Annotated in this window: 14 protein-coding genes; 9 read left to right on the top strand and 5 right to left on the bottom strand. The window is 65.6% G+C overall.

All coding sequences use genetic code 11. The features are described from left to right. The first annotated feature begins 2 nt into the window (after positions 1-2). From cobO to CH281_RS20105, 7 genes are all read left to right on the top strand, one after another. A complete protein-coding gene (cobO, locus tag CH281_RS20135; protein ID WP_027496729.1) occupies positions 3-623 on the top strand; it encodes a cob(I)yrinic acid a,c-diamide adenosyltransferase in 621 nt (206 codons plus the stop codon). Continuing rightward, a complete protein-coding gene (locus CH281_RS20130; RefSeq protein WP_179274243.1) occupies positions 617-2,011 on the top strand; it encodes a cobyrinate a,c-diamide synthase in 1,395 nt (464 codons plus the stop codon). Before cobO ends, CH281_RS20130 begins: the two co-directional genes overlap by 7 nt. Beyond that, complete coding sequence (locus CH281_RS20125) at positions 2,002-2,391, top strand: cobalamin biosynthesis protein (RefSeq protein WP_052062837.1); 390 nt, start codon at positions 2,002-2,004, stop codon at positions 2,389-2,391. The genes CH281_RS20130 and CH281_RS20125 overlap by 10 nt, the downstream gene beginning before the upstream one ends. A 37-nt stretch (positions 2,392-2,428) precedes the next feature. Further along, positions 2,429-4,096 carry a DUF7800 domain-containing protein gene (locus CH281_RS20120; RefSeq protein WP_179274242.1) on the top strand — a complete coding sequence of 556 codons (1,668 nt, stop codon included), beginning with the start codon at positions 2,429-2,431 and terminating at the stop codon, positions 4,094-4,096. A gap of 72 nt (positions 4,097-4,168) precedes the next feature. Further along, positions 4,169-5,851, top strand: a complete 1,683-nt coding sequence (locus CH281_RS20115) for an ATP-binding cassette domain-containing protein (RefSeq protein WP_032366426.1) — start codon at positions 4,169-4,171, stop codon at positions 5,849-5,851. Positions 5,852-5,862: 11 nt separating this feature from the next. After that, the gene (cobA, locus tag CH281_RS20110; protein ID WP_373453888.1) at positions 5,863-7,098 is read left to right on the top strand and encodes a uroporphyrinogen-III C-methyltransferase; all 1,236 of its coding nucleotides are present in this window, start codon (positions 5,863-5,865) and stop codon (positions 7,096-7,098) included. Between the two features lie 7 nt (positions 7,099-7,105). Then, entirely contained in the window at positions 7,106-8,593 is a 1,488-nt protein-coding gene (locus tag CH281_RS20105; protein ID WP_094695423.1) for an MFS transporter, read from the top strand. A 13-nt stretch (positions 8,594-8,606) separates the two neighbouring features. On the opposite strand, the gene mgtE is transcribed toward CH281_RS20105, so the two are convergent. The 4 genes from mgtE to yaaA form a co-directional block, all read right to left on the bottom strand. After that, positions 8,607-9,953, bottom strand: coding sequence for a magnesium transporter (mgtE, locus tag CH281_RS20100; RefSeq protein WP_048318325.1), 1,347 nt, complete (start codon positions 9,951-9,953; stop codon positions 8,607-8,609). Between the two features lie 44 nt (positions 9,954-9,997). After that, a complete protein-coding gene (locus CH281_RS20095) occupies positions 9,998-10,897 on the bottom strand; it encodes a nuclear transport factor 2 family protein (RefSeq protein WP_094695422.1) in 900 nt (299 codons plus the stop codon). A 64-nt stretch (positions 10,898-10,961) separates the two neighbouring features. Further along, complete coding sequence (locus tag CH281_RS20090) at positions 10,962-12,173, bottom strand: DUF2786 domain-containing protein (RefSeq protein WP_032407062.1); 1,212 nt, start codon at positions 12,171-12,173, stop codon at positions 10,962-10,964. Beyond that, complete coding sequence (gene yaaA / locus CH281_RS20085; RefSeq protein WP_027496738.1) at positions 12,170-12,913, bottom strand: peroxide stress protein YaaA; 744 nt, start codon at positions 12,911-12,913, stop codon at positions 12,170-12,172. The genes CH281_RS20090 and yaaA overlap by 4 nt, the downstream gene beginning before the upstream one ends. Positions 12,914-12,983: 70 nt before the next feature. Between yaaA and CH281_RS20080 the strand changes: the two genes are divergently transcribed. Further along, on the top strand, positions 12,984-14,735 hold the full coding sequence (locus tag CH281_RS20080) for a proline--tRNA ligase (RefSeq protein ID WP_094695421.1): 1,752 nt from the start codon (positions 12,984-12,986) through the stop codon (positions 14,733-14,735). Between the two features lie 91 nt (positions 14,736-14,826). Beyond that, positions 14,827-16,554: an acyl-CoA dehydrogenase family protein gene (locus CH281_RS20075; RefSeq protein ID WP_032383392.1), complete on the top strand. Its 1,728-nt coding sequence runs from the start codon at positions 14,827-14,829 to the stop codon at positions 16,552-16,554. Positions 16,555-16,557: 3 nt separating this feature from the next. Here CH281_RS20075 and CH281_RS20070 read toward each other — a convergent pair whose 3' ends face one another. Continuing rightward, positions 16,558-17,172 (bottom strand): TetR/AcrR family transcriptional regulator, encoded by a 615-nt coding sequence (locus tag CH281_RS20070; protein ID WP_240933664.1) that lies wholly within the window; start codon positions 17,170-17,172, stop codon positions 16,558-16,560. Positions 17,173-17,253: the final 81 nt, after the last annotated feature.

The following is a 17,253-nucleotide window of genomic DNA, read 5'->3' as shown; positions in this document are numbered from 1 at the left end:
CGATGCCACAGGGAGTACCTGCTCCGGGAACCGTTCCGGAGGACGGCCTCACGACTCGTCAGCGCCGCAATCTGCCGGTGCTCGCCGTCCACACCGGTCCCGGCAAAGGGAAGTCGACCGCTGCGTTCGGAATGGCGTTGCGAGCCTGGAACCAGGGTTTCGACGTCGGCGTGTTCCAGTTCGTCAAGAGTGCGAAGTGGAAGGTGGGCGAGGAAGCGGCATTTCGTGCTCTGGGCGACGCGCACGAGAGCACCGGAATCGGCGGCGCTGTGGAATGGCACAAGATGGGCGAGGGGTGGTCGTGGACTCGCAAGAAGGGCAGCGAGGTCGACCACGCCGACGCCGCGGCCGAAGGCTGGCGTGAGATCGCACGGCGCATCGAGCAGCAATCCCATCGCTTCTACGTGTTGGACGAATTCACCTATCCACTCAAGTGGGGCTGGGTCGACGTCGCGGAGGTGGTCGAGGTGCTGACACATCGGCCGGGCAACCAACACGTCGTCATCACCGGCCGCGACGCTCCGCCGGAGTTGATTGCGGCCGCCGACCTCGTCACCGAGATGACCAAGGTGAAGCACCCGATGGATGCGGGTCGCAAAGGGCAGCGGGGCATCGAATGGTGAACCGGTCGTGTCCGGCCGTGGTGATCGCGGCACCCGCGTCGGGCAGCGGAAAGACGACGGTCGCCACCGGACTGATGGGTGCCCTGCGCGGTGCCGGCCGTCGGGTCGCTCCGTTCAAGGTCGGCCCGGACTACATCGATCCCGGTTACCACTCGCTCGCCGCGGGCCTGCCCGGTCGAAATCTCGACGCAGTCATGGTCGGTGCCGACCGCATCGGCCCACTGTTTCTACACGGCAGCAGCGGCTGCGACATCGCGGTGGTCGAAGGCGTCATGGGCCTGTTCGACGGCAAGATCGACATGACCGGTCCGGGGGAGGCGTCCGCCGAGGGCTCGACCGCGCGAGTGGCGGCCATGCTCGGCGCGCCGGTGGTGCTCGTGGTCGACGCACGCGGGCACAGTCAATCCCTCGCCGCCGTGCTGCACGGATTCTCCACCTACGACTCGAGTGTGCGGATCGGCGGTGTGATTCTCAACCGCGTCGGCAGTGATCGGCACGAACAGGTGCTCCGTCAGGCCTGCGAACGAGTGGGTGTTCCGGTTCTGGGCTCCCTGCCGAGGATGAGTGAATTGGTCGTTCCGTCACGGCATCTGGGGCTGATCACCGCGGTGGAGCACGGCGGTGCCGCTACCGATGCGGTCGACGCGATGAGTGCATTGGTCGCACAGTTCGTGGACATCGAGGCGGTCGAGGCTCTGGCGCGTTCGTCGGTGCCCGTCCCGGCCTGGAACCCTGCGCTCGAGGTCGGACCGTCCGGCGGCGCACCGGTGATCGCTGTCGCCGGCGGCCCGGCGTTCACCTTCGGCTATACCGAGCACGTCGAACTGCTCCGGGCTGCCGGCGCAGATGTTGCGGTCTTCGATCCGCTGCGCGACGGATTACCCTCGGGCACAGCAGGAGTGGTACTTCCCGGCGGGTTCCCGGAAGAACATGCCGCCGCCCTCGCGGCGAACGAAGTTCTACTCGCCGATATCAGGACAGCTGCAGCCCGCGGATTGCCCATACATGCCGAATGCGCCGGGTTGCTCTATCTCGCACGGAGATTGGACGGCCACGCCATGGCCGGGGTAGTCGACGTCGACGCGGAATTCGGGAACACGCTCACCCTCGGATACCGCGATGCCGTCGCCCTCGAATCGTCGACGCTGTTCGACGCGGGTAGCCGCGTCACCGGCCACGAATTCCACCGAACGAAACTGGTGGACGTCCGAGAGAGCGCACCGGCGGCGTGGGGTTGGCACAAGCACGGGGTCGACGGCAGAACCGCCGCACGCGAGGGTTTCGTGCAGGGTGGTGTCCATGCGTCGTATCTGCACACGCACGCGGCGGGAAACCCCGAGTCGATCACTCGATTCGTCTCTGCCGCACACGACTACGCGTGCGTGTGAGGCGCGGCGTCGTCATCGGAATCGGCACCAGAGCAGGGGTCGGACCCGACGAGGTACTGCAGGCGATCACCGAGGTGATCGACGAGAACTGGTCGGTGGTGAGCATCGCATCGATCGACCGAAAAGCAGAACTGGTGGCAGCGATCGCGTCGAGAATGGGTGTTCGAGGAGCGACGTTCTCGGCGGCGGACCTGTCTGCAGTCGTCACCGAATCCGGGTCGGACCGTGTGCGAGACGCAGTCGGTACTGCCAGCGTCGCGGAAGCGTCGGCTCTGTTGGCCGGCTCGGCGCGGCGGCTGCTTGTTCCGAAGGCAGTCGGTGCCACCGTGGTCGTCGCGGTCGCCGCGACGGACGAAGAACCGGCGGATCTGCCGCACTGACTGGCGAAAGCGAGCCGACGAGGGCACTGTGGGTCGAATGAGTTCCGACAGTCTGGTTCTACTCGGCCCGATCGTTCGTTATGTCGGCACCGAGACCGCGACCCTGTGGTTCGAGATGGCGCACCCGTGCACCGTCACCGTTGTCACCGATGTCGGCGTCCGAGCATCGGAACGAACGTGGGGAGTGCACGGTCACCACTTCGCGCTCGTTCCACTCGAGGGCCTGCCCGCCAACGCGCCGGTGAGCTACGAGGTGTTCGTCGACGAGCGCAGGGTGTGGCCGGAGGACGGCAAGCGAGCCAGCATCCACACCGTGGACGCAGCGGGGCCGGTCACGCTCGCGTTCGGGTCGTGTCGGCGCGGCGACGACTACAGCGCGAAGTCTCTGAAGACGATCGGTGCCGATGCACTCGCCGGGCTCGGATCTGCCCTCATCGAGCAGGATCCGGGCCAGTGGCCCCAGGCCCTGTTGCTTCTGGGTGACCAGGTGTACGCCGACGACCCGTCGCCCGAGATCGTCGAACGACTGCAGGCGCGGCGGGAGTCGGGAGAGGGACCGACCAGTGCCATCGGCACCGACGCGGAGAACGAGATCTGCGACTTCGAGGAGTACTCGTGGCTTTATCGGGAATCGTGGGGACTCGAGCCGGTGCGGACGCTGTTGGCGAGCATCCCGTCGTGCATGATTCTCGACGATCACGATCTGCGCGACGACTGGAATTCGTCGGCCTCCTGGCGTCGTGACATCGAGACCCGGCCGTGGTGGAACGACCGCGTGATCGGGGCGTACTCGTCGTACTGGGTGTATCAACATCTGGGCAATCTCTCGCCGAAAGAACTGGCGGGGGACGAGATGTACGCCGCCGTTCGCTCCGCCGAGACCGATGCGGATCGCGAGAAACTGTTGGCCGACTTCGCGTTACGTGTCGATCGAGCCCCCGAGACCGGCCGGTGGAGCTTCTATCGAGATTTCGGCGACACCCGTCTGATCATGATCGACTCACGCTGCTCACGAAATCTCGACCCCGACAACCGCGAAATGGTCGACGAGAAGGAATGGGCGTGGGTCCGCGAGCGCGCACTCGAGACGACGCCCCGACACCTGCTGTTCGGATCGTCACTGCCGTACCTGATGCTGCCGGCACTGCATCATCTAGAACAGTGGAACGAGGCTGTGGCACAGGGGAGTTGGGGGCCGAGGTCGGCCAAGGTGGCCGAAAAGATGCGAATCGGACTCGACCTCGAGCACTGGGCCGCATTCACCAACTCGTTCAACGACATGGCAGCCCTGACGCGTGAGCTCTCGCGCGGTGACGACAAGCCCGCGTCGATCATGTGGCTCTCGGGAGACGTGCACTGCTCGTACGTCGCGAACGCCGACTTCGGTGTCGGCGGGCGCGACGTGCCTGCGACGTATCAGCTGACCATGTCCCCGTTCCGCAATCCGCTGAATCTGCCGATCCGCGCGGTCAACAAACTGGCCGTCAAACGCCCGGCGGCGAGGATCCTGTCGAAGCTCGCGCGGGCCGCCCACGTGGGCCCGTCGGGTGTCGAGTGGCAGGCCGAGGCGGGCCCGTGGTTCGACAACGGGGTCATGCTGCTGACCCTGCACGGCGACTCGGCGCGACTGCAGGTCCACCATGCCCACGTCGACGACGCCGGGAAGCAGGTCCTGACACGAACGTCCAGCCTGGCGCTCGCCTAGAGCAGGCATCCCCGCCATGCTCGGGTGAAAACGATTGGCCATCGAGGGGCTTATGAGGTTGGCTGGTTCGTTGTGGCCCATCTCGAACTCAACGACATCGTGTACTTCCTGCCCGACGGACGGCAGCTGCTCAACGGAGTCGGCTTCCGGGTGGGCGATGGTGCCAAGACCGCACTGATCGGGCCCAACGGAACCGGTAAGACGACGTTGACGCGCATCGTTGCGGGCGACGAGGCTCCCGACGAGGGCGCGGTGTCGAGCTCCGGTTCGCTCGGGGTGATGCGGCAGTTCGTCGGGCAATTGCGAGACGACTCGACGGTGCGTGATCTGTTGCTGTCGGTCGCGTCCCCAGCCGTGCGGTCCGCAGCTGCTGCGCTCGACGCCGCCGAGAACACGATGATCGAGGTCGACGACGAGAAGACCCAGATGAAGTACGCGCAGGCCCTGTCCGATTGGGGCGACGTGGGCGGCTACGACCTGGAACCGTTCTGGGACAAGGTGACCACGGCTGCGCTCGGTATGCCGTTCGATCGCGCGAAGTGGCGCGCGGCTTCGACGCTCAGTGGCGGTGAGCAGAAGCGGCTCGTGCTCGAGTCGTTGTTCGCCGGCACCGACGATCTGCTGCTGCTCGACGAGCCGGACAACTACCTCGACGTGCCCGGCAAACGTTGGCTCGAAGCGACCATTCGCGACTCCGACAAATCCGTCCTGTTCATCAGCCACGACCGGGAGCTCATCGCCAACGCTGCCAACCGGATCGTGACCCTCGAGCCGGGGGTGAGCGGGGCCACCGCGTGGGTGCACGGCGGTGGGTTCGCGACGTATCACGCAGCGCGGGAAGACCGGAACGCGCGACTCGACGAACTGCGCAGGCGGTGGGACGAGGAATTGGTCAAACTGCGCGCGCTGGTGTTGCGTCTGCGCGAGAAGGCGAAGTTCAACGACGGCGTCGCCGCCCGCTACCACGCATCGCAGACGCGACTGGCCAAATTCGAGGAGGCCGGACCGCCCGAGGCCGTGCCGCTCAAGCAGCACGTCACCGTCCGGTTGCGTGGTGGTCGAACGGCCAAGCGTGCTCTCGTGTGCACGGCCCTGGAACTGACCGGCCTGATGAAACCGTTCGACACCGAGATCTGGTACGGCGATCGCGTGGCGGTATTGGGTTCCAACGGCTCGGGCAAATCGCACTTCCTGCGTCTGCTCGCCAACGGCGGCACCGATCCCGAGAAGGAGCACGAGCCGGTCCAGGAACTCGCACTCGCGCCCGTTCCGCACACCGGGACAGCGGTACTCGGGGCCCGGGTGCGGCCCGGTCTGTTCGCGCAGACGCACACGCGTCCGGATCTTGCCGGCAACACGCTGCTCGAGATCCTTCACATGGGCAACGAGCACCGGGACGGCATGGGCCGTGAGGCCGCCGGCCGCGCGTTGGACCGATACGGTCTGGCCCGCGCGGCCGAACAGTCCTACGACAATCTGTCGGGCGGGCAGCAGGCACGTGTGCAAATTCTTCTGCTCGAGCTCTCCGGTGCCACGCTGCTGCTGCTCGACGAGCCGACCGACAACCTCGACCTGATGTCGGCCGATGCGCTCGAAGACGCCATCGCGGCATTCGAGGGCACCGTGATCGCGGTGACACACGACCGGTGGTTCGCCCGCAGTTTCGATCGATTCCTGGTGTTCGGTGCCACCGGGCAGGTTTACGAAGCAGCCGAGCCCGTATGGGACGAGAAGCGAGTCCAGCGCGCGCGGTAGCGTTTCCTCTCGTGAACGCGACTGACTCTCCCTATCTGGTCGGCCTGAATCTCGAAGGGCGGCGCGTCGTCGTGGTCGGTGGCGGCACCGTCGCACAGCGTCGACTACCGCTGTTGATCTCGTCCGGAGCAGTGGTCCACGTGGTCACCCGCGAGGCCACTCCGGCCGTGGAGGCAATGGCGACAGCAGGGCAGGTGACGCTCGAACTGCGCGATTACCGCCACGGCGATCTGGCCGACGCCTGGTACGCCATCGCCTGCACCGACGAGGCCGAGACCAATATCGCCATTGTCGCGGAAGCGACCGCGTCCAAGATTTTCTGTGTCCGTGCCGACATCGCCAAGGACGGCACAGCCGTCACTCCGGCGTCGGCCGAATGGGACGGCCTCACGCTGGGAGTGCTGGCAGGCGGCGAACATCGCCGATCGGCCGCCGTGCGCAATGCCGTCGTCGAAGCGCTGCAGTCCGGCGTCGTGGCCGACTCGGCGCACGCGCCGCTGACCGGTGTCGCGCTCGTGGGCGGCGGCCCGGGCGACCCGGATCTGATCACCGTCCGCGGCCGCAGACTGCTGGCATACGCGGACGTCGTGGTGGCCGATCGGCTGGCTCCACCCGAGTTGCTCGCCGAACTCGGACCACACGTCGAGGTCATCGACGCTTCGAAGATTCCGTACGGCCGGGCAATGGCGCAGGAAGCCATCAACCAGGCGCTGATCGACGGTGCCAAGGCCGGCAAGTTCGTGGTTCGGCTCAAGGGCGGTGACCCGTACGTCTTCGGTCGCGGTTACGAGGAGCTCGAAGCGCTGGCCGCCGAGGGCATTTCGGTCACGGTGGTACCGGGCATCACCAGCGCGATCTCGGTTCCGTCCTCGGCCGGAATCCCGGTGACGCATCGCGCCGTCACCCACGAATTCGTCGTCGTGAGCGGTCACGTGGCCCCCGATCATCCCGATTCTCTGGTCGACTGGGACGCGCTGGCCAAGCTCAAGGGCACAATCGTGTTGCTGATGGCCGTCGAGCGCATCGGGCTGTTCGCCGATGTACTCGTGGCGGGCGGCCGCCCGTCGGACACCCCCGTCATCGTCGTTCAGGAGGGCACCATGCGCACCCAACGTGAAGTTCGGGCCACGCTGAGCACCGTCGCCGACGCGGTCCGCGAGGCCGAAATCAGGCCGCCGGCGATCGTCGTCATCGGCACTGTGGCCGGGTTCTCTGTACACGCCGGTAACGTGAACGCTCGTGCCTGAGTCATCGATGTCCAACACCTCCGCCACCGAGATCAAGTACCCGGTGACGACTCGAGCGTTCGGGATGGCAATCATCGTCCTGAGCGGGCTGCAACTGATGGTGGTTCTCGACGGCACCGTCGCCAACCTGGCCTTGGCTCCGCTGCAGGCCGATCTGGGTCTGTCCGACGCCGGGCGCAACTGGGTGTTGACCTCCTACGCGTTGGCCTTCGGTGGGTTGATGTTGCTCGGCGGCAGGCTCGGCGACGCCTTCGGGCGAAAGAAGATGTTCCTCGCCGGCGTCGTCCTGTTCACGATCGCCTCGTTGCTGTGCGGACTGGCAGTCAACGAAGCCACGCTCGTTGCGGCGAGGGCACTGCAGGGGGTCGGTGCCGCGGTGGCGTCGCCCACGGCCTTCGCGCTGGTGGCCACGACGTTCGCTCCGGGCCCGGTGCGTAATCAGGCCATCGCCATCTACGCCGCCATGACCGGTGTCGGGTCCATTGCCGGGCTCATCATCGGCGGCGCTCTGACCGAGGTGTCGTGGCGCTGGATCTTCCTGATCAACGTACCGATCGGCATCGTCATCGTCGTGCTCGCCGTCGTGTCGCTGCAGGAGACCGTCGGGGCGAAGCTCGCCCTGGACGTGCCGGGTGCGATCCTGGCGACCCTGGGCTGCACGGGTGTGGTCCTCGCGCTGAGCGAGGGTACCGAGCTGGGCTGGTCGAGCCCGATCGTCATCGTGTCGTTGATCGCCGGACTGCTGTTCCTCGGATTGTTCCTGTTGGTCGAGCGACGGGCCGAGAACCCACTGCTGCCGTTCTCGTTGTTCGTCAGTCGCGATCGAGTGGCGACCTTCGTTGCGATCTTCTTCGCCGGCGGGGTCATGTTCTGTCTCGCGGCGTATGTGGCGTTGTTCGTGCAGGACATTCTGGGCTACAGCCCGCTGCATGCCGGCCTGGCGTTCGTGCCGTTCGCCTTCGGTCTCGGTGCCGCAGCGTTCCTCGCGTCGCAGCTGGTGACTCGGATCGCTCCGCGCTGGCTGATTCTCTGTGGTGCGGTCATCATGGTCGGCTGGCTGCTGGTGTCTGTGACGACGATGGACGCGGATTCGGCGTACTTCCCAGGGTTGTTCTTCCCGGTGATCGGGATCGGCTTCGGCGTCGGTCTGACGGTCGTTCCGCTGCCGCTGTGCGCCATCGCGGGCGTGAGCCCCACCGAAATCGGTCCGCTGACGGCAATCTCACTGGTCGCCCAGACCCTCGGCGGTCCTCTGGCGCTGGCCGTCATCGGGGCACTGGTCACGTCGCGAACACTGTCCCTCGGCGGCATATCCGGGCCGGCGACTCTGATGAACGACAGTCAGCTCGACGCACTGAGCTCCGGATACATGTTCGCGCTGTTCTGTTGCGCGGTCTGCGCCGTGATCGCCGGCGTCGCCGCACTGTTCATCCGATTCACCCCGCAACAGGTGGCCCAGGCGCAGGCCGCGCAGGAAGACGCCCAGAAGGGCTGACGAGCGGGTCCGATCAGACGCCCAGTACGGCTTTGGCGATGAGGAAGTAGACGATCAGGCCGGTCGCATCGCAGAAGGTCGAGATGAAGGGCGTCGAGAACACCGCGGGGTCGACGCCGATCTTCTTGGCGATCAGCGGCATCGCACCGCCGACCGTCGCGGCGAGCGTGCATATAGACAGCAGCGTCGTGCCGATGACCAGGCCCAGGTGCCAGTCGTAGACGAGTCCGGCGATGACGAACCCCAACGTTCCGAGCATCGCTCCCATCGTCGCGCCGACGCGGACCTCGCGGAACAGCACAGCAGCGATGTCGCGCGGGCGGACGTCACCCAGGGCGAGCGCGCGGGTCACCGTGGTCGCGGCCTGCGAACCGGTGTTCCCGCCCGTGCCGGTGAGCAGGGGAATGAACAGCGCGAGGGTCACCACCGCGGCCAGTGCATGCTCGAAGATCTCGAGCACCTGCACGGTGAGGATGGCCGACAACGCCAACACGAGCAGCCAGACCACGCGCGAACGAACGATGGACAGGACCGGCGTCGACAGGTACGGCCGACGCAGCGGTTCTGCACCGCCCGCCCTGGCGGCGTCCTCGTCCTCGGCCTCCTCGAGAATGCGAGACGACTGCTCGAGGGTGAGGATGCCGATCAGGCGCTGTTCGGAATCGACCACCACCACCGCCGGACTGCGATGCTCGAAACACAGACGTGCCGCGACCTCCGCCGACGAGTCCGCCCGCACCACCGGATGCGACGAATGGAGCTCTCCCACCGGCGTGGTCGATTCCGCCGTCGCGAGATCGGCGAGCGTCACCACACCGAGCAACGTACGACGGTCGTCGGTGATGGGCAGCAGGTACACCGATTCTGCGTCGGGACCGGTCCGTCGCACCGCGTCGAGAGCCTCGGCTGCCGTGGTGTCGCTGCGTAGGCGCACGTACTCCGGGCTCATTCGACGGCCTACCGAACCGCGGTCGTAGCCCAGCATCGGTGCGGTGAGCGCCCGTTGGGCGGGCGACAGGCCGAGCATCATGCGATGCGCGATGTTGGAGGGCAGCTCGTCGAGCAGTTCCACTCGGTCGTCGGGATCGAGGTTCTCGAACAGGGCGATGACGTCGTCGCTACGCAAACTCTCGAACAGCTCGCTGCGAATGGTCGCGTCGAAGCGCTCGAACACGACGACGGCCTCGTCCTTGGGCAACAGCCGAAAGAGAACCGCCCGCTGCGCCGAGTCGACCCGTTCGAGCATTCTGACCGCGTTCGTCGTGGACAGACCCGCCATCAGGGTCGACAACGCGGCCACGTCGCGCTCGGCCAGTAGTTCCGATGTCCTGGTCACGATGTCGTCGAGAGTCTCGGGCACCGGTCCATTTTGCCTTGCCGGCGGTCATCGACCGACAGCGGTCGCTACTCCGGAACGACGTCCCAGTGCTCGACGATGGCGCCGTCGAACCGGAAGATGTCTCCCGCGACGAAGGGGTCGGATTCTGCTGCGCCCGGCGCTTTCGCGAACGTCCACACCAGATCGCCGTCGGCCAGCGAGACGACCGATTCCGAGGCAGGGAACTGCGCGCCGCCGGCGAAGAACTGTTGCAGTGCCGCGGTGCCGTTGCCCGCAATCGGATTGTGTTGCAGGTAGGACGGGGCGAAGTCGGTCGCGAGCACGGACGCGTCGTGTTCGCGGAAGAGCGCGTCGTAGGTAGCCGTCACCGATATGCGTCGGCGCTCTTCCTCGTCCTCGGTCGGCTCGGTGGGCGCGGTCGGGTAGCGGTAGAGGTCACTGAACATGGTGTTGCCGCTCATCGACGTGGCCGGCACGGATTGCGTCATGGCCCAGTGCTCGGTGACCTTGCCGCCGTCGAAGGCGAAGAGGTCGATGTTCGCCTCACCGGTGGTCTCGGATGCCGGATCAGCGGTGGCCTGCCAGTGCACTGCCACCCATCTGCCATCGGCCGCGACACGCTTGACGACGGCTCGTGCACCGGGAATCCGTGTCCGGGTGGCCTCGAATCGGGCGACGATCGCGTCGGGCCCCACCACTGGTCCAGATCGATCGACGGCGTTCTCCGCCACGACCGACGCGGCGGCGGCGGGTTCTTCGGCCGTGAACGCAGATTCGAAGAGCGTCAGCGCTGCTTCTTCGTTGCGTGATTCGGTGACGCTGTCGGAGCGGTCGTCGGGTGACTGCGCGGAGACGGAGACGTCGTTCGGCTCCGGGGTGGAGGGCGACGTACCGCACGCCGTGATGGCGGACAGTGCGACCAGAACGGGCACGGTGAGTCGAGCAGCTGCGCGTGTTCGGTTCATGTCTGCTCAACTGACTTGAAGCTACAACAGTTCCCGAATCGGACAACGAACCTCGTGGACTGTTTCAGCGGGACAGATCGGCTCGGTCGGCCGCGGCTCGTCCCGAGTCCCATCCTTCGGCATCGAGGCGCGGGCCGCGCATCGGCTTGGCGGTGGGAAAGAGGCGGTCGAACTCCGCTTCCACGGCAACGGTCTGTGCCGCGAGAATCGGCAGCAGGTCGCCCGATTCCTGTCTCGCCTCGTCGAGGGCATGCGCGTCGGCATCGGTGAGACGATCTCCGATGCGGATGGCGTATGCGTAGAGGAACGCCTTGCCGAATGCGGCCGAGCCGGCCTTCTTTCGCTTCTTGGCTTCCGGGGAGTGGCCGAGAGCTCGGGTTGCCTGCACCAGCAGTGAGGTGAAGACGAGCTCGGCCTGTTCCACGTCCACCGGCGCGCCCACCAGCGTCGCAACGGCGTACTCCGCGTCCCAGATCGTCTTGACCCGGTTGGCAGTACCGGCGACGTGCAAGAGCTGGGCTTTGGCGGGTGCGTGCGGACCGTCGATGTGCACCCGTCGACCGCGAACGTCGAGATGACCCTCGGCCAACAGCAGCGTGTCGATCGAGTATCGCGTCATCAACTCCTGCGCCTTGGCGGTCAGCGTCTCGGCTTCCTCCGCGAAATCGGTGGCATCGGCCTTGGCCAGCAGACCGCGAATCTTGGCCAGCATCTTGCTGTTCGGTGAATCCGAGCCGGTGGTCGTCGGCACCGACGAGCGTGTGCGGGGCCATTGCGAGGGCTTGGCACCCAGTTGCGGCCAACGGGGGAGGGTTTGCCACTGGCCGAGCAGAGTGAGCACGTCGAGCCACTGATCGCTGGCGGCGATGTAGTCGGACTTGCCGGACGCCACGAGGTACGCCGTGAGGAAGTCGGGAGTGGCGTCGACTCGGGCTGCGACCGTCGGGAACTGTTCGCAGATCGCCGACATCTGATCTACCCAATCGTGCGGGGCGCGGGAGTCCGCTTCGATGAGATCGGCATGGTGCAGCAGTGCCGCGGCAGCGAGATTCGTCACGGCCACCGTGTGCTGACGCCGGACCACATGCATCAGATCCAGTGGTTGCCAGCCGTTTTCGTACAGTGTGCCGATCATGTTGGTCAGTGCCAGCGTGCCGAGTTCGTTCGCGTGCATCGAGACCAGACGGTCGGCGATGTCGTCGGCGATGCGTTGACTCTTGTTCTTGCCGACCGACGCCTCGGCTCCCTGTCTGAGCAGTTCCGGAACGGCGCTCATTCGGTGAGCACGATCAGTTCGGTGTCCGACGCCACTTCGACTCGAAGACCCGCCTTCGACGCCACGCGCGCAACAGCTTTCACATCTTTGGGCTCGGCCGTGGTCAGGGTCAGCGCGCGGGCGAGCAATCCCTTGTGATGCTTGTTGAAGTGGCTCACCACCGACCGACTGCCGTCGGGCTTCTCGGTGAGCACCGTTGCCGTGATCGCCCCGGGGATGGGCCCGAGCTGTTGATAGGTGCCGGACCGGAGGTCGACGACGATTCCCTCGGCCTCGGTGAGAAGGGCCTCGGACAGTCGAGGCTTCCAGTGCGCTCGCAACGTCCCGAAGTTCGGAATGGACGACCCGCCGGAGAGTCGATAGGACGGAATCGGGTCGGACGCGCGAACGGCCCCGAACAGTGCCGACCCGATCCACAGCCTGGCATCCGCACGCGCGCGTCCGGCACGGGTGAAGGTCGACGCCCCGAGAGCGTCGTACAACACTCCTGTGTACCGGCGCAGGGCGGGAGTGGTGGGCGAGGCGAACAGGCGAGCGTTCCGTTCGATCTCGTCCACCTGGGTCGGACCGAGACCGAGAGCGGTGATGGACGCGTCGACGTCGTCGGAGAGCCGGACCAGGGCGTCGGCAAGCGTTCGGCGGAGCGGAAGCAGGGACGGCAACGACAACCGGTCCAGATCGAGAGGTGCTCCGGAACCGCCGTCGGACTTCGTCTCGGAGGGAGGCAGCAGAATCAGCACGGGGGTCAAGGCTACTCACTTCGCGGCCGCCTATCCGCAGGCGCTGCACCACCGACTAGTCTGACAACCCGTGATCACCCGTCTTTCGCAGCTGTTCCTTCGTACCCTTCGTGACGACCCGGCCGACGCCGAGGTCGACAGCCACAAGCTGTTGGTTCGCGCCGGCTACGTTCGTCGTATCGCGCCGGGCGTCTATTCGTGGCTGCCGCTGGGTCTCCGAGTGCTGCGACAGGTCGAACGCGTCGTGCGCGAGGAAATGAACGCCATCGGGGCGCAGGAAATTTCGCTGCCCGCCCTGCTGCCGCGTGAGCCGTACGAGACGACGAACCGGTGGACCGAATACGGGGACGCATTGTTCCGGTTGCAGGATCGCAAGGGCAACGACATGCTGCTCGGTCCGACCCACGAAGAGTTGTTCGCGTTGACGGTCAAGGCCGAATACAACTCCTACAAGGACCTGCCGGTCACGCTGTACCAGATTCAGACCAAGTATCGCGACGAAGAGCGTCCTCGCGCCGGCATTCTGCGCGGACGCGAGTTCGTCATGAAGGATTCCTACTCCTTCGACATGGACGAGGACGGACTGAAGCGGTCCTACGCCGCACACCGCGACGCCTACCAGCGCATCTTCGCCAGGCTCGGGGTCAGCTACGTCATCGTCGCCGCGACGTCCGGCGCGATGGGCGGAAGTGCGTCCGAGGAATTCCTGGCCGAGAGCGACATCGGCGAGGACACCTACGTTCGGTGCATCGAATCGGGATACGCGGCCAACGTCGAGGCCGTCACTACCCCGGCACCGGACCCCATCGCCATCGAGGGGCAGCCTGCCGCGGTCGACTACGAGACGGGCAACACTCCCACCATCGCGACGCTGGTCGAGTGGGCGAACGGCGCAGATCTGGGTCGTGCCGTCACCGGTGCCGACACGCTCAAGAACATCCTGCTCAAGGTGCGGTCCGCCGGTGGCGAGTGGGAGCTGCTGGCCATCGGCCTGCCCGGTGACCGTGAGGTGGACGAGAAGCGTCTCGAAGCATCGCTAGAGCCTGCCGAATTCGCATTGCTGACCGACGCGGACTTTGCTGCTCACCCGTTCCTGATCAAGGGATACATCGGGCCACGTGCGCTGCAGGCCAACGGAGTTCGCTACCTCGTCGACCCCCGGGTGGTGAACGGAACATCGTGGATCACCGGTGCCGATGTGCAGGGCAAGCACGTGGTGAACCTCGTGGCCGGCCGCGACTTCGTTCCCGACGGCACCATCGAGGCCGCCGAGGTGCGTGACGGGGACATGTCACCCGACGGACAGGGGCCGCTGGTCAGCGCTCGCGGAATCGAGATCGGGCACATCTTCCAGTTGGGCTACAAGTACACCGATGCATTCTCGGTCGACGTACTCGGCGAGACCGGCAAGCCCGTGCGACTCGTACAGGGTTCCTACGGCGTCGGTGTCTCCCGTCTGGTGGCCGTCATCGCCGAGCAGATGCACGACGACAAGGGCCTTCGGTGGCCGTCGGAAGTAGCACCCGCCGACGTACATCTGGTGATCGCGAACAAGGACGAGGACGCGCGCGCCGGCGCAGAATCCATTGCGACGCAACTCGATTCGCAGGGCATCGAGGTTCTATTCGACGACCGTAAGGCCTCGCCCGGCGTGAAGTTCAAGGACTCCGAACTGATCGGCGTTCCGCTCGTCGTCGTCCTCGGCCGCGGTTGGGCCGATGGCAAGGTCGAAATCCGGGATCGATTCTCGGGTGAGAGCCGTGAACTCGACATCGATTCCGCGGTCGACGAGATCGTCGCCGCGGTGCGCGCCACCACGTAACAGCCCGTCCCGATCTCTCCACGCTCGATCTCCCCACGCGCCGGTCTACTCGCTGGTAGCTTCGGGTCACACGACTAGGAGAGGTCACACCGTGGCTCAGTTTGCGCTGTTCGATCCGACAACTTTCGATCCCGCCGAGCTCGACGAGGAGTCTCGTCGTCAGCTCCGCGCACTGATCGATTGGTTCGAGGATCGAGGTAAGGCCAGGCTGCTCGCCGACGATCTCGAGGGAGTCTGGCCCGCCGACTTCCTCGAGTTCGTCGCAGCCCAGAAACTGTTCGCCACGTTCTCGACGCCGGCCGAGTATGCGAACGGGTTGCCCAACGCTCGTTGGGACGCTGCCCGCAACGCTGCTCTGAGCGAAATTCTCGGGTTCTACGGCTTGGCCTACTGGTACACCTGGCAGGTCACGGTGCTCGGCCTCGGCCCGATCTGGATGAGCGACAACGACGACGCCAAGCGCAGGGCCGCGCGAGAGCTCGACCGCGGCGGCGTCATGGCATTCGGATTGTCCGAGCGCGCGCACGGTGCCGACGTCTACTCCACCGACATGCTGTTGACGCCCGCCGTCGAGGGTTCCGACACCGTCGAATTCACGGCATCGGGGGAGAAGTACTACATCGGTAACGGCAACGTGGCGGGCATGGTGTCGGTGTTCGGTAGACGCACCGACATCGACGGGCCGGAGTCGTACGTCTTCTTCGTCGCCGACAGCTCGCATCCCGCGTATCGGTTGCGCGAGAGCGTCGTTCACGGCCAGATGTACGTCAGCACCTTCTCGCTCGAGAATTATCCCGTTCGCCGCGAGGACATTCTGCATACCGGACCCGACGCGTTCTCGGCTGCACTGAACACCGTCAACGTCGGCAAGTTCAACCTCTGCACCGGCTCGATCGGCATCTGCGAGCACGCGTTCTACGAGGCGATCACACACGCCAACAATCGGATTCTGTACGGCAACCGTGTCACCGAATTCCCCCATGTGCGCAGTGCATTCGTCGATGCCTACTCGCGGCTGACCGCCATGAAGCTGTTCAGTGCGCGTGCGCTGGACTACTTCCGCGCTGCGGGTCCCGGCGACCGGCGCTACCTGTTGTTCAACCCCATGACCAAGGCCAAGGTGACGTCCGAGGGCGAGACGGTGGTCCGCTTGCTGCACGACGTCATCGCCGCCAAGGGGTACGAGAAGAACACCTACTTCCGTGAAGCCGCGCAACTGATCGGAACACTGCCGAAACTCGAGGGAACGGTGCATGTCAACGTCGCCCTGATGCTCAAGTTCATGCCGGCATACATGTTCTCGCCCACCGATCAGGCGGAGGTCACCAGGTTCACCGACGCCGTCGACGACGGATTCTTCTTCGCCCAAGGCCCCGCTCGCGGCGCGAGTTCGGTTCGGTTCCACGATTGGAACCCGGTGTATCGCAAGCATTCCGGTGTTCCCAACGTGGGTCGTTTCTACGAGCAGGCCCAGGCGTTCGCGTCGTTCCTCGCCGAGTGCGCCCCCGACGAGTCGCAGCAACAGGACCTCGACTTCCTGCTCGTGGTGGGGCATCTGTTCTCACTCGTCGTCTACGGCCACCTGATCCTCGAACAGGCCGACGAGATCTCCACCGACATGCTGGACCAGATCTTCGACTTCCAGATCAGGGACTTCTCCGGCTACGCCGTCGCGCTGTACGGAAAGCCGTCGTCGACCGATGCGCAGCAGAAATGGGCGCTGGACGCCGTACGCAAGCCGGTGGTGGACGCAGCAAGATTCGAGACGGTCTGGAACGACGTCGTCACGTACGACGGTCGGTACGAGATGCGTCCCTAGGCGTCACAGCTGTCCGGAATCGGCTGGGACGAGCTTGGTTCCGAACGCGCACATCGTCATCTCGTGCAGTCCCTCGCTGTCCTCCGGATGCTCCGGTGCCTGCATCGACAACAAGACGTTGAGCAGCATTCCGTGCGCGATGAACTGCCGAGCCTGATCTTCCGAACACCCGGTACCGCTGCGGATCTGGTTGTAGATCGCGCCCATTCCTTCTCGTGCCTGGCGGCCGATCTCGGGTACCGACCCTGCACCGAACCCGTGCATCATGACCATCAAGAGGTCGCGATCGGCCACCAGATCGGCGTAGGCACCGCCCAGGTCGGCCCAGGTCTCGTCGTCCGTCGGGTCCAGAGGCCCCGAAGCGAGCACTGCGTCGAATGCCGTCATGATGCCGTCGATGGAGCGTTGGAAGACCAGCCGAAACAATTCGACTTTGGTTCCGAACATCCGAACCACATACGGCTGCGACACGCCCGCTTCCTTGGCCACCGCATCGGTGCTCGTCCCGGCAAAGCCCCCGCGTGCGAACGCTCGTGTCGCGGCGTCGAGGACGAGTTCTCGACGGTCGGCCGCGTCCATTCGGGTTGCTCGGGGCTTGGGCGTGGGAGTGTCGGACATATTGACAGGTTATCAGTCGATAACTTACGGTCGCATCATAAGTAATCATTCGATGCTTACAAACTCGAGACGGGACGTTCG

Origin of the sequence: Rhodococcus sp. 06-221-2, assembly GCF_002258365.1 — a bacterium.
In the GTDB taxonomy this organism is placed as follows: domain Bacteria; phylum Actinomycetota; class Actinomycetes; order Mycobacteriales; family Mycobacteriaceae; genus Rhodococcoides; species Rhodococcoides fascians.
Note: the sequence above shows the minus strand (reverse complement) of the source record. Positions and strands in the feature narration are given on the sequence as shown.